This is a genomic window from Pseudomonas sp. DP-17 (assembly GCF_022380625.1).
Taxonomy (GTDB): domain Bacteria; phylum Pseudomonadota; class Gammaproteobacteria; order Pseudomonadales; family Pseudomonadaceae; genus Pseudomonas; species Pseudomonas nitroreducens_A.
Genome location: NZ_JAKSXG010000004.1, coordinates 603,685 through 616,525 on the forward strand (window position 1 = coordinate 603,685; position 12,841 = coordinate 616,525).

General features: G+C 66.8%; 14 protein-coding genes. 10 read left to right on the plus strand and 4 right to left on the minus strand.

Annotated elements, in window-relative coordinates; translation table 11 throughout:
- From MJ122_RS12065 to MJ122_RS12075, 3 genes are read right to left on the minus strand one after another with little or no spacing between them, the layout of a single operon-like run.
- Positions 1–1,131 carry an ABC transporter permease gene (locus tag MJ122_RS12065; RefSeq protein ID WP_239744310.1) on the minus strand — a complete coding sequence of 377 codons (1,131 nt, stop codon included), beginning with the start codon at positions 1,129–1,131 and terminating at the stop codon, positions 1–3.
- Positions 1,128–2,900, minus strand: a complete 1,773-nt coding sequence (locus tag MJ122_RS12070; RefSeq protein WP_239744311.1) for an ATP-binding cassette domain-containing protein — start codon at positions 2,898–2,900, stop codon at positions 1,128–1,130. The genes MJ122_RS12065 and MJ122_RS12070 overlap by 4 nt, the downstream gene beginning before the upstream one ends.
- Positions 2,900–3,901 (minus strand): HlyD family efflux transporter periplasmic adaptor subunit, encoded by a 1,002-nt coding sequence (locus MJ122_RS12075; protein ID WP_239744312.1) that lies wholly within the window; start codon positions 3,899–3,901, stop codon positions 2,900–2,902. Before MJ122_RS12075 ends, MJ122_RS12070 begins: the two co-directional genes overlap by 1 nt.
- Positions 3,902–4,120: 219 nt before the next feature.
- Here MJ122_RS12075 and MJ122_RS12080 point away from each other — a divergent pair, with 219 nt between their 5' ends.
- Positions 4,121–4,384: a hypothetical protein gene (locus tag MJ122_RS12080; RefSeq protein ID WP_239744313.1), complete on the plus strand. Its 264-nt coding sequence runs from the start codon at positions 4,121–4,123 to the stop codon at positions 4,382–4,384.
- Between the two features lie 31 nt (positions 4,385–4,415).
- Here MJ122_RS12080 and MJ122_RS12085 read toward each other — a convergent pair whose 3' ends face one another.
- Entirely contained in the window at positions 4,416–4,604 is a 189-nt protein-coding gene (locus MJ122_RS12085) for a hypothetical protein (protein WP_239744314.1), read from the minus strand.
- A 213-nt stretch (positions 4,605–4,817) separates the two neighbouring features.
- Between MJ122_RS12085 and MJ122_RS12090 the strand changes: the two genes are divergently transcribed.
- The 9 genes from MJ122_RS12090 (at position 4,818) to MJ122_RS12130 (ending at position 12,720) form a co-directional block, all read left to right on the plus strand.
- Positions 4,818–5,192, plus strand: a complete 375-nt coding sequence (locus tag MJ122_RS12090; RefSeq protein ID WP_239744315.1) for a DUF3302 domain-containing protein — start codon at positions 4,818–4,820, stop codon at positions 5,190–5,192.
- Positions 5,193–5,195: 3 nt separating this feature from the next.
- Entirely contained in the window at positions 5,196–6,155 is a 960-nt protein-coding gene (locus MJ122_RS12095; RefSeq protein ID WP_088417150.1) for a biotin/lipoyl-binding protein, read from the plus strand.
- 255 nt (positions 6,156–6,410) lie between these two features.
- Entirely contained in the window at positions 6,411–7,391 is a 981-nt protein-coding gene (locus tag MJ122_RS12100) for a quinone oxidoreductase (RefSeq protein WP_138523063.1), read from the plus strand.
- Between the two features lie 10 nt (positions 7,392–7,401).
- Positions 7,402–8,250: a TauD/TfdA family dioxygenase gene (locus tag MJ122_RS12105; protein ID WP_017517761.1), complete on the plus strand. Its 849-nt coding sequence runs from the start codon at positions 7,402–7,404 to the stop codon at positions 8,248–8,250.
- Positions 8,251–8,293: 43 nt separating this feature from the next.
- Positions 8,294–9,346 (plus strand): 3-keto-5-aminohexanoate cleavage protein, encoded by a 1,053-nt coding sequence (locus MJ122_RS12110; protein WP_239744316.1) that lies wholly within the window; start codon positions 8,294–8,296, stop codon positions 9,344–9,346.
- Between the two features lie 89 nt (positions 9,347–9,435).
- Positions 9,436–10,725 (plus strand): MFS transporter, encoded by a 1,290-nt coding sequence (locus tag MJ122_RS12115; protein ID WP_088417147.1) that lies wholly within the window; start codon positions 9,436–9,438, stop codon positions 10,723–10,725.
- Entirely contained in the window at positions 10,725–11,390 is a 666-nt protein-coding gene (locus MJ122_RS12120; RefSeq protein ID WP_088417146.1) for a DsbA family protein, read from the plus strand. The genes MJ122_RS12115 and MJ122_RS12120 overlap by 1 nt, the downstream gene beginning before the upstream one ends.
- Positions 11,387–11,713, plus strand: coding sequence for a Rieske 2Fe-2S domain-containing protein (locus tag MJ122_RS12125; protein WP_239744317.1), 327 nt, complete (start codon positions 11,387–11,389; stop codon positions 11,711–11,713). The genes MJ122_RS12120 and MJ122_RS12125 overlap by 4 nt, the downstream gene beginning before the upstream one ends.
- Positions 11,710–12,720, plus strand: coding sequence for a putative sulfate exporter family transporter (locus MJ122_RS12130; RefSeq protein ID WP_239744318.1), 1,011 nt, complete (start codon positions 11,710–11,712; stop codon positions 12,718–12,720). The genes MJ122_RS12125 and MJ122_RS12130 overlap by 4 nt, the downstream gene beginning before the upstream one ends.
- The last annotated feature ends 121 nt before the right edge of the window (positions 12,721–12,841 follow it).

A 12,841-nucleotide genomic window follows, 5' to 3' on the forward strand; every position in this document is an offset into this window, starting at 1 on the left:
TCAGTCCAGCCGCTTGCGCGTCACCAGCCGCGCCAGGCCCAGCAGGGCGACGGCGTAGGCGGCGAGGATGGCGCAGTTCTTGAGGATCATCGGCCAGAAGTCGCCGGCCAGGAACAGGGATTTCACCAGCTCCATGAAGTAGGTCGCCGGCAGCAGGTTGCCGATCACGCGGATGGCGGTGGGCACGTTGCGCAGGTCGAAGATGAAGCCCGAGAGCATCATCGCCGGCAGGAAGCTGGCGAGCAGGGCGATCTGGCTGGCGAGGAACTGGTTCTTGGTCACCGCCGAGATCAGCAGGCCGATGCCCAGCGCCACCAGCATGTAGAGCATGGAGGCGATCACCAGGACGATGAAGGAGCCGTAGACCGGCACGTCGAACAGGAAGCGCGCGGCGAGCAGGCACAGCGCCAGGCCGATCATGCCGATGCCGAAGCAGGGGATGATCTTCGCCAGGAGGATTTCCACTGGGCGTACCGGCGTGACGAACAGTGCCTCCAGCGTGCCGCGCTCCCATTCGCGGGCCATCACCAGGGCGGTGAGGAAGGCGCCGACCAGGGTCATGATCAGTACGATCAGCCCCGGCACCAGATACCAGGTGCTGGTGTTGGCGGCGTTGAACCACATGCGCTGGACGATGGTGACCGCGCCAGCCTGGCTCGCCGAGCCGGCGCCGCGGTCGGCCTGCTTCTCGGCATAGCCCGCCAGGGCGCTGCTGACGTAGGTCGAAACGCTGGCGGCGCGGGTGGCGTCCGAACCCTGCACCAGCACCTGGATCTGCGCGTGGCCGTCGTTGAGGTTGCGGGTGAAGTCGGACGGGAACTGCACCAGCGCGTCCACTTCGCGGGCTTTCATCAGCGCCTCGCCCTCGGCGAAGGAGCGCACGCGATGCGGCTCCAGGTACTCGCTGCGGCTGATTCCGGCGGCCACGTCGCGGGCCATGGGGGAGGGATCGTCGAGCACGACGGCGACGATGGCGCGCTTCACGTCCAGCGACAGGCCGTAGCCGAAGATCAGGATCAGCGCGATGGGCAGGCCGATGCCGATCAGCAGGTTGCTGCGGTCGCGCACCAGCTGCCGCACTTCCTTGCGGGTCAGCGAGGCGAGGCGCCGCCAGAAGCCGCCGGCGCTCATGCGGTGCCTGCCTTGGCCTGATGGCGGTTGCTTTCAACGATCGCTATGAAGGCCTGCTCCATGTTCAGCGTACTGCCCTGGCCGCCGGCCTGTTCGCGCACTTCCCGCGGGGTGCCCATGGCCAGCAGCTTGCCGGCGTCCTGGATGACGATGCGGTCGCAGTACTCGGCTTCTTCCATGAAGTGGGTGGTGATGATGATGGTGGTGCCGGAGGCCGCCAGCGCCGTGATGCGCTGCCAGAAGCCACGGCGGGCCAGCGGGTCGGCGCCGCTGGTGGGTTCGTCGAGGAAGAGGATTTCCGGTTCGTGGAGCAGGCCGACCGCCATCGCCAGGCGCTGCTTGAAGCCCCCGGGCAACTGGCCGCTGGGCGAGTCCTCCTGGCCGCTGAGGTCGAACTGCCGGGACACCGCGTCCATCCGCTGCTTCAGCTGCTTGCCGCCAAGACCGTAGGCGCCGCCGAAGAAGCGCAGGTTCTCGGCCACCGAGAGGTTGCCGTACAGGGAGAACTTCTGCGACACATAGCCGACCTTGCGCCGCGCCTGCGCCCGCGCGTGGCGCAGGTTGACCCCGGCAACCTGCAGCGTGCCGCTGGTGGCCGGCAGCAGCCCGCAGAGCATGCGGAAGGTGGTGGTCTTGCCGGCGCCGTTGGGCCCCAGCAGGCCGAATATCTCACCACGGTGCACGTTGAAGCTGGTGCTGGCCACGGCGGTGAAGTCGCCGAACTTGCGCACCAGGTCCTTCACCTCGATCACGGTTTCGTCGCTGTCGCTATGACGATGGGTGCCGGCCTTGAGAGCGTCCATGTCCACCGCCTCGGCATCGCTGCGGGCGCGCAGGAGGAACATGAAGCCGTCTTCCAGGCGCGCATCCACCTGGCGTACCGGGGCGCCGTCGAGCAGCTTGTCCAGGGTGGCCTGGTCGGCGTCGGGCTGGCGGATGAAACGCACTTCGCCGGACTGCGGCACGGCATCGACGACGTTCTGGTGGTCGTCCAGCAGCCGCGCCTGCAGGGTGCGCGCGGGCTCGTCCGAGGGCGGGGTGGCGATGAAGCAGAGGTTGTCGGCGTGCTCGCGGATCGACGCCGGGTCGCCCTGGGCCATCAGCTGGCCCTGGTGCAGCAGGAAGACTTGGGCGCAGCGCTCGGCCTCGTCCATGTAGGAGGTGGAGACCAGCACGCTGAGCCGCTCCTGTTCGATCAGCTGCTGGATGATTTCCCACAGTTCGCGGCGCGACAGTGGGTCGACGCCGACGGTGGGCTCGTCGAGCAGCAGCAGGTCCGGCGAGCGCACCAGGGTGCAGGCCAGCCCCAGCTTCTGTTTCATGCCGCCGGAGAGCTTGCCCGCCGGGCGCTCGGTGAAGCGCGCCAGGTCGGTCATCTCCAGCAGGCGCTGGTAGCGTTCGACGCGCTGCTGGTGCGGTACGCCGTGGAGGTCGGCATAGAGGTCGAGGTTCTCCTGCACGCTCAGGTCTTCGTAAAGGCCGAAGCGCTGCGGCATGTAGCTGATGCGGTCCTGCACCCGCTGCGGGTGGGCGTGTACGTCCTCGTCCAGCACCGTCAGCGTGCCGGCGTCGGCCTGCAGCAGCCCGGCGACCAGGCGCAGGAAGGTGGTCTTGCCGGCACCGTCCGGGCCGACCAGCGCGGTAAGCTGGCCGCGCGGGATGTCCAGGCTGATGTCCTTGAGCGCCTGCACCGTCTTGCCCGACTCTTTCACCAGGAACTGCCTGGCCAGTCTCTCGGCGCGGATGACTGCACTTTCGCTGGAGGCCATCAGCGCGGCTCGTCGGCGAAGCGCACCGTGGCGGGCATGCCCAGGCGCAGGCGGTTGTCCGGATCGGCCACCAACACGCGCACCTCGTAGACGAGGCTGGTGCGCAGCTCCTCGGTCTGCACCGATTTGGGAGTGAACTCGGCGACCGAGGAAATGAAGCCAACATGGCCATCGATGGCCTGGTCCGGATGGCTGTCGGTGAACACCTGGGCTTTCATCCCCGGCTTGATCCGTCCCAGGCTGGTTTCACTGACGTAGGCGCGAATCCATTTCGGGTCGGTCAGCGCCAGGGAGTAAACCGGGCGCTGCGGCGAGGCCATGTCGCCGGGTTCGAGCAGGCGCGAGCGCACGGTGGCGTTCTGCGGCGCCTTGAGGTCGGCTTCGTCGAGATTGTGCTGCAGCAGGGCCAGGTCGGCGCGGGCGGCGGCGAGTTGGGCTTCGGCCTGGGCGATGTCTTCCGCGCGGGGGCCGATCTGCGCCAGGCGCAGGGATTTCTGCCGGTCTTCCAACTGGGCCTGGGCGACCCTCTGCTGCGAGGTGGCGCTGTCGATGTCCTGCTGGCTGACCGCGCGGCCGCCGGGGCTGTTGGCGCGAATATTCTGCAGCCGGCGCAACTGGGTGTTGGCGAGGTCGAGCTGGGCGCGGGCTGCCTTGTCCTGGGCTTTCGCCCGGTCGATGTCTTCGGGGCGCGAGCCGTTCTTCAGGCGCAGCAGGTTCTGCTCCTGGGCGGCGATCTGCGCCTGGGCCTTTTCGACCTGCAGGCGCAGGGTGCGCGTGTCGAGGCTGGCCAGCACGTCGCCGGCCTTTACCACGTCGCCTTCCTCGACGTTCATCTTCGCGATGCGCTCGCTGCCGGTGAAGGCCAGCGATACCTGGCGGATGTCCACGTTGCCGTAGAGCACCAGGCCCTTGTCGTCGCTTTCTCGGGACTGCAGGTACCACCACAGTCCGCCCCCCAGCAGCAGCGCCACGAGCGCCACCAGCACCAGCTTCTTCGGCATTGCCCCATCCCTGTTCCATGACAGCCGGATGAAGGATAGACAGTTCCACGCGCAGAACGTGGACTTGAATCAATTCGCGGCGCTCTGGCGTGCTGTACCGGCGCTGCTGGGCGCTGCTGGGCGCTGCTGGGAACTACGGGTTGGCACTTCCGTCAGCTCGCGTACTGATGGTCGGCAGCGGCTGTTAGCGTGGAATAAATCCTCTGTCGGAGTGCCGCCATGAATGATGAAGTCGAGAATCTCGATCTGGTTCGTCAGTCGCCCTGGTTCCGCCGCGCGCGGATGATGCAATGGTTCGGGCTGGTGATGATCGTGCTGGCGATCGGCCTGGCCGCACTGACCAGCATCATGGACGAGCAGGCCGGCATCTTCGTCATCGCCGTGTGCGGAATGCTCGGGCTGATGTCGCTGGTGCCGGCGCGCTTCATCCTGACGGTGTACCTGATGAGCCCGGAGCAGAAGGCCCGGCGTCGCCAGCCCTGAATCAATGCCGCCTGGCTCACCAGGACAGGGCTCAGCGCCGCGGAATGGACTGCAGCTGTGGCTGGATCTGTTGCTGCGGAATCCGCTGGTAGCTCATCTGGCCCTCGTCCAGGGGCGGTGGGGGTGGCGCATCCGGGGGACGATCGTGAGTACCGCAGGACGAGCCGCCGAGCAGTACGGCCAGGGTGACGATCAGCAGCAGAACAGTGGATTTGCCCATGGCATGTCTCCCGGTTGATCCTTTCCAGGAGTGAAAGCGAAAACCCGGCGTCCGGGCATAGGCCCTGACGAATGGGGCGACCAGGGCATTCGCTATCTGGCGATTATGCGAAACCGCGCCGTGCGGCCCTCTCGTGGCTCGTGCAGAACGCCAGGGCTCATCCATACTCAAGCCATTCGTCCTGGCGCTGGGCCAGGTGGCAAGGAGGGCGGGATGCTCGACTACGTTGCTTTGGGAATACTGATCTTCGCCGCGGTGGTGCTGTTCTACGGGATCATCGTGCTGCACGACATTCCCTATGAAATCGCGGTGCACCGCGACCATCCCCATCAGGACGCGATCCACGCGGCCGGTTGGGTCAGTCTTTTCACCCTGCACGCGCTCTGGCCGTTCCTCTGGATCTGGGCCATGTTGTACCGCAAGGACCGTGGCTGGGGCTTTCACCAAGGGCGAACACCGCAAGCCGAGGCCGAGTATCTCGAAGGGCAACTGGCCGAATTGCGCCAGCGCCTGGAGGTACTGGAGGGCAGAACGAACGGCGCAGCCCCGGCGGCGCCGGCACCGAAACAACCCGGCGGGGAGGGCTGAAGCATGGATTTGCTGCTGATCCTGACCTACACCGCCATCTGCATCGCCGTCTTCAAGATATTCCGCATCCCGCTGAACAAGTGGACCGTGCCCACCGCCGTACTCGGCGGCGTGGTGCTGATCGGCGCGCTGATCTTCACCATGAACTACAACCACCCGTATTCCGAGGTGGCGCGCTCCTACTTCGTCTCCACCCCGGTGATCCCGGTGGTGACCGGCCAGGTGATCGAAGTGCCGGTAAAGGGCAACCAGATGCTCGAGAAGGGGGCGGTGCTGTTCCGTATCGACCCCAAACCCTTCCAGCTGAAGCTGGATTCGATCAAGGCACAGCTGGTGTCGGCGCGCGCCGACCAGTCCCGCGCCCGCGAACTGGCGCTGCGCAACGTGGGCAATAAACGTGATGTCGACCTCACCACCGCCCGCGTCGATGACTTGAACGCCCAGCTGGCGCTGGCCCAGTTCAATCTCGACAACACCGTGGTGCGCGCGCCGTCACGTGGCTTCGTCACCCACGTGTCGCTGCGTCCGGGGATGATGGCGACCCGCCTGCCGCTGCGCCCGTCGATGGTCTTCGTCCCGGACGAGGGGCAGTATTTCGCCGCCTGGATGCGGCAGAACAGCCAGTTGCGGCTGACCGCCGGGGACGAGGCGGAAGTCGCTTTCGACGGGATTCCCGGCAAGGTCTTCAGCGGCAAGGTAAAACAGGCTATCGGTGTGATCGGCGAGGGCCAGGTACAGCCTTCGGGCACTCTGCTCAGCTATACGGGATCACCGCCGCCGGGACGTGTGCCGGTGATCATCGAAATTACCGATCCGGATTATGCCCAGTACGCCAACCTGATGCCCGGTGGTGCATACGGCCAGGCGGCGATCTACAGCCAGCATTTCCACCACGTGGCGATCATGCGCAAGATCCTCCTGCGCATGGCGGCCTGGATGAACTACATCTTCCCGTTCCACTGATCCATCCTCGCGCTGCGGCCGCCCGGCCGCAGCCACCTCCCTGCAGAATTGCGCCAGCGTTATCCGCCCTGCGTGATGATCCGGCCCGGTTGCAGCCGTTCCCGCGCCTGGCGCCGCGCGCCTGTCATGAAATGAAAAGCCCCTGTCGCAGGATGTGAAGCTTCCCGCCCGGCCCCTGCCTATTGTCCGCTCAAAGGGCGCTTGCCAGCTCCAAATGGAGTGCCCACGACAACAAGACAACTGGAGATTCCGGCCATGGCCAAAGCCGTTCGTTTCTATGAAACAGGGGGACCCGAAGTCCTGCGTTACGAGGACGTGGAGGTCGGCGAGCCCGGCCCGGGGCAAGTGCGCATCCGCCATGTGGCGGTGGGCCTGAACTACGCCGATACCTACTTCCGCAATGGCACCTACGCCGTCCCGCTGCCCAGCGGCATGGGCGTGGAAGCCGCCGGTGTGGTGGTCGCGGTGGGCGAGGGCGTGAACAACGTCGTGCCTGGTGACCGGGTGACCTACACCGGTTTCATCAACACCCTCGGCGCCTACAGCACCGAGCGCTTGGTGCCGGCGGCGCCGCTGATCCGCCTGCCGGAGAACATCGCCTTCGAAACCGCTGCCGCCATGACCATGCGCGGCCTGACCTCGGCCTACCTGCTGCGTCGTATCCACGACTTCAAGCCGGGCCAGAGCATCCTGCTGCACGCCGCTGCCGGCGGTGTCGGGCTGATCGTCGCGCAGTGGGCCAAGCTGCTCGGCCTGCGCGTGATCGGCACGGTGTCCAGCGACGCCAAGGCCGAGATCGCCTTCGCCCACGGCTGCGAACATGTCATCAACTACAGCCGCGAAGGCGTGGCCGAGCGGGTGCGCGAGCTGACCGACGGCCGTGGCGTGGACGTGGTCTTCGACAGCGTCGGCAAGGACACCTTCATGACCTCCCTGGAGTCGCTCAAGCGCCGCGGGCTGATGGTCTGCGTCGGCACCGCTTCCGGTCCGATCCCGCCGTTCGATCCGGTGCTGCTGGCGATGAAGGGCTCGATCTTCCTCACCCGTCCGGCGCTGGCCGACTACATCGCCGACCCGGCGGAGAAGGCGGCGCTGCTGGATGAACTGTTCACCCACGTGGGTAACGGCGACATCCGTATCGAAATCAACCAGCACTATGCGCTGGAAGATGCCGTGCAAGCCCACCGCGACCTCGAGTCGCGCAAGACCACCGGCTCGTCGATCTTCGTCATCTGAGGGCGCCGCCATGCACGTAGAACGTCTGACCTGCAGCATTGGCGCCGAAATCTCCGGGGTGAACCTGGGCGACGCTTCCCGCGATGAAGGGCTGTTCGCCGAGCTGCGCGAGTTGCTGCTCAAGCACAAGGTGCTGTTCCTGCGCGACCAGGACATCACCCGTGCCGAGCACGTCGCCTTCGCCCGCCGCTTCGGCGAGCTGGAAGACCACCCGGTGGCCGGCAGCGACCCGGAGCATCCGGGCCTGGTGCGCATCTACAAGACCCCGGAGCTGCCCAACGATCGCTACGAGAACGCCTGGCACACGGACGCCACCTGGCGCGAGGCGCCGCCGCTGGGCTGCGTCCTGCGCTGCGTGGAGTGCCCGCCGGTGGGCGGCGACACCATGTGGGCGAACATGGCGCTGGCCTACGACATGCTGCCGGCCGAGATCAAGGAGCGCATCGCCAACCTGCGTGCGCGCCACAGTATCGAAGCCAGCTTCGGTGCGGCGATGCCCATCGACAAGCGCCTGGCGCTCAAGGCCCTGTACCCCGACGCCGAGCACCCGGTGGTGCGCACCCACCCGGAAACCGGCGAGAAGGTGCTGTTCGTCAACGCCTTCACGACCCACTTCAGCAACTACCACACCGCGCAGAACGTGCGCTTCGGCCAGGACGCCAACCCCGGCGCCTCGGACCTGCTGCGCTACCTGGTGAGCCAGGTGTACATCCCCGAGTTCCAGGTGCGCTGGCGCTGGAAGAAGAACGACGTGGCGATCTGGGACAACCGCTCTACCCAGCACTACGCGGTGATGGACTACCCGCCCTGCACGCGCCGCATGGAGCGCGCCGGGATCATCGGCGACAAGCCGTTCTGAGTCTCGAAACAGGCCCCTACAAGAACAATTCCAGGAGACAGACATGCAATTCTTCGACGATTCGCTGCACCCCGAGAACCAGGAAAAGGTGGTCATCACCACCGCGCCCTATGGCCCGGAATGGATGCCCGAGGACTTCCCCGAAGACATCCCGGTGACCATGGACGAGCAGGTGCAGAAGGCCGTGGAGTGCTACGAAGCCGGCGCCACCGTGCTCCACCTGCACGTCCGCGAGCTGGACGGCAAGGGCTCCAAGCGCCTGTCCAAGTTCAACGAGCTGATCGCCGGCGTGCGCGAAGCCGTGCCGGACATGATCATCCAGGTCGGCGGCTCGATTTCCTTCGCCCCGGAAAGCGACGGCGAAGCCGCCAAGTGGCTGTCCGACGACACCCGCCACATGCTCGCCGAGCTGACCCCCAAGCCCGACCAGGTGACGGTGGCGATCAACACCACCCAGATGAACATCATGGAGCTGCTCTACCCGGAGTACCTCAAGGGCACTTCCCTGGAGAACCCGCTGTACCAGGCGGCCTACAGCGAGATGACCGTGCCGGCCGGCCCGGCCTGGGTCGAGGAGCACCTCAAGCGCCTGCAGGCCGCCGGCATCCAGCCGCACTTCCAGCTCACCGGCATGCACGCCCTGGAAACCCTCGAGCGCCTGGTGCGCAAGGGCGTCTACAAGGGCCCGCTGAACCTGACCTGGATCGGCATCGGCGGCGGCTTCGACGGCCCCAATCCGTTCAACTTCATGAACTTCGTGCACCGCGCTCCGGACGGCGCCACCGTCACCGCCGAGTCGCTGCTCAAGAACGTCCTGCCGTTCAACATGATGGCAATGGCCATGGGGCTGCACCCGCGTTGCGGCATCGAGGACACCATCATCGGCCAGCACGGCCAGCGCATGAGTTCGGTGGAGCAGATCCAGCAGTGTGTCCGCGTCGCCCATGAACTGGGTCGCGAGGTCGCCAGCGGCAAGGAAGCGCGCGCCATCTACAAGATCGGCGTGCAGTACGACAGCGTCGAGCAAACCCTGCGCATGAACGGCATGGCGCCCAACCGCCAGCCGGGCCAGAAGTCCGTCCCGCAACGCGCGTGACAGGCTCCGGCGCGGGTTCTGCCAGTAACCCGCGCCGGTTTTCAACCAGAACAACAAGAATCCACTGACCCACCCGGAGCACCATCGCCATGGCCATCCCCTCCGTCGCCCTGGGCGACATCAATGCCGCTGAACCCAGCGTGCCGCGCCGCTATGCCTGGGTGGTCTTTGCCCTGACCTTCGGCCTGCTGATTTCCGACTACATGTCGCGCCAGGTGCTCAACGCCGTCTTTCCGTTGCTCAAGGCCGAATGGACCCTGAGCGATGCGCAGCTCGGCCTGCTCAGCGGCATCGTCGCGGTGATGGTCGGCCTGCTGACCTTCCCCCTGTCGCTGCTCGCCGACCGCTGGGGACGCGTGCGCAGCCTGGCGCTGATGGCCATGCTCTGGAGCCTCGCCACCCTGGGCTGCGCCGTGGCGCAGACCTTCCCGCAGATGTTCGCCGCACGCTTCTTCGTCGGTGTCGGCGAGGCCGCCTACGGCAGCGTCGGCATCGCCGTGGTCATCTCGGTCTTCCCGGCGCACCTGCGCGCCACCCTGACCGGCGCCTTCATGGCCGGCGGCATGTTCGGCTCGGTGCTGGGCATGGGCCTGGGCGGGGTGCTCGCCGCACACCTGGGCTGGCGCTGGGCCTTCGCCGGCATGGCGATGTTCGGGCTGCTGCTGGCGCTGCTCTACCCGCTGGTGGTGAGCGAGAAACGCATTGCCCCGGTGGCTGCCGCCGAAGCACCGCGCCAGGCAAGCGGTCGCTCGCTGCGCAGCCTGTTCGGCAGCCGATCGGTGATTGCCGCCTACCTGGGCAGTGGCCTGCAGCTATTCGTCGCCGCCGCGGTAATGGTGTGGATTCCCAGCTACCTGAACCGCTACTACCACCTGGACACCGGCAAGGCCGGGCTGATTTCGGCGGTGATCGTGCTGGTGGGCGGCAGCGGCATGGTGCTCTGCGGCATCCTCTGCGATCGCCTGGGCCGCGCCAATCCGCCGCGCAAGATCATCCTCGCCATCGGCTTCTGCCTGGTCAGTTGCCTGCTGTTGTCGGTGGCCTTCCACCTGCCGCCGGGCACCGCGCAGCTGAGCCTGATCTGCCTGGGCATGCTGGTCGCCGCCGGGACTTCCGGGCCGTCCGGCGCCATGGTCGCCAACCTCACCGCGCCGGCCGTGCACGGCACCGCCTTCGCCACCCTGACCCTGGCCAACAACCTGCTGGGGCTGGCCCCCGGCCCGCTGCTCACCGGCGTGCTGGCCGACCACATCGGCCTGGACCGCGCCTTCCAGCTCATCCCGCTGCTGAGCATCCTCGCCGCGCTGGTGTTCATCTACGCCCGCCGCCACTACCACAACGACATGCGCCGCCTGCGCGGCGAAGAGGAGGGCGCCTGATGCCGACTCTCAACCTGGACATGACTTTCGACTTCATCTGCCCCTGGTGCCTGATCGGCAAGCGCAACCTCGACGTCGCGCTGCGCCTGCTGGCCCGCCAGCGCCCCGAGCTGCAGGTGCGGGTTAACTGGCTCGGCCTGCAGCTGCTGCCGCAGATTTCGATGGAAGGCGAACCCTTTGCCGAGTTCTACCAGCGCCGCCTGGGCGGCAAGCGTGCCGTGAAGGCACGCATGGGCGAAGTGCGGCGGGCGGCGGAGGGCGCCAAGGTCGACCTCGACCTCGAACGCATCCTCACCATGCCCAACACCACCTATGCGCACCGGGTGTTTCAGCGCGCGGTGCACGTAGGCAGCGACAACCAGAAGGAGCAGCTGCTGGAGATGATCTTCCGCGCGCACTTCCAGCTCGGCCAGGACATCGGCAACCGCGACACCCTGCGCCGTCTGCTGCGCGCCTGCGATTTCAAGGAGATCGACTTCGAGGAGGCCCTGGCCGATGGCGCCCGCCAGTTCATCGGCCGCCGCGTCGCCCTGGCCGACTCCAGCGTGCCGATGTTCCTCCTTGAAGGCCGTGCCTTCGCCCTGGGCGGGCAGAGCCCGGAACAGCTGCTGGCGGCCCTTTACCGCGCGCTGGAACGGCAGTTCCCGGAGGCGATCCCGGCATGAGCTGTTCGATCCACATCCCCGCCGAACGCCTGCCGGCGCGCGGCGGCCGTAGTCTGTTCCACCACGAGCAGGGGCTGATCCTGCTCTTCGACATCGACGGCGAACTGCATGCCATCGATGACAGTTGCCCCCATGCTGGCGCCTCGCTGTTCAGCGGTCGCCTGGAGGGTCGATGGCTGCAGTGTCCGGCCCATGGACTGCGCTTCGACCTGGGCACGGGCTGCCCGGCGGGCATCAAGGGCTTTGGGCTGCGTCGGCACGGGATTTCCTGGATCGGCGGCGAATGCCACGTGGTGCTTGCTGACCAGGAGGCGACAGCATGACGACGCTGACCCTCTCTGCCCTCGGCTCACGCAGTCGAACCTTGTTACCCGGCCTGCTGGTCAGCGCCATGGTGGCGGCCGCCGCGACATTCCTCTCCGAGCACTACGGCGCGCCGGTGATGCTCTTTGCGCTGCTGCTCGGCCTGGCGATGAACTTCCTCTCCGCCGACAGCGTGTGCAAGGCCGGCATCGAGTTCACCGCCCGCGAAATCCTGCGCCTGGGCGTGGCGCTCCTGGGCATCCGCATCACCTTCGGGCAGATCGCCGAGCTGGGCTGGCAGCCGGTGGTCATGGTGGTGGTGCTGGTCACGGTGACCATCCTGGTCTCCATCGCCGCGGCCCGCGCCCTGGGCTTCAACTTCCTCTTCGGTCTGTTGACCGGCGGCGCCACGGCTATCTGCGGCGCTTCGGCGGCCCTGGCCCTGGCGGCGGCGCTGCCAGCGCACACTCAGAAGGAAAAGGCCACGCTGTTCACCGTCCTCGGCGTGTCGGCACTGTCGACCCTGGCGATGATCCTCTACCCGATGATCGTCCGCTCGCTGGGCCTGCCGCCGCTGCAGGCGGGTATCTTCCTCGGCGGCACCATCCACGATGTGGCGCAGGTGGTCGGTGCCGGTTACAGCCTTTCGAAGGAAGTGGGCGACAGCGCCACGGTGGTCAAGCTGATGCGTGTGGCGATGCTGCTGCCGGTGATCCTCTGCGCGGCGATGATCACCCGCGCCCGTGGCGTGGAGCCGGGGGACAAGCGTCCGCCGCTGCTGCCGTGGTTTGCCGTGGGATTCGTGGTGCTGGCGGCGGTGAACAGCACTGGCTTCCTGCCGCCGCTGGTGGTGGAGGCGGGTGGCAAGCTGTCGCAGTGGTGCCTGGTGATTTCCATCGCGGCGCTGGGGATGAAGACCCAGCTCAAGGCGCTGGCGACGGTGGGTGTGAAGCCGATCCTGCTGATGGTGGGGGAGACGGTGTTTCTGGCGGTGCTGGTGTTGGGGATGTTGCGCTTCGCCGGTTGATTTGCGCGTTGCGAATGTCGATCGCGGACGGAGTCCGCTCCTACGCGCGGTTCGGCTGCTGTAGGAGCGGACTCCCTCCGCGATTCGGGTTGTGCGCCCGCCCCGATTACTTAGGCGTATA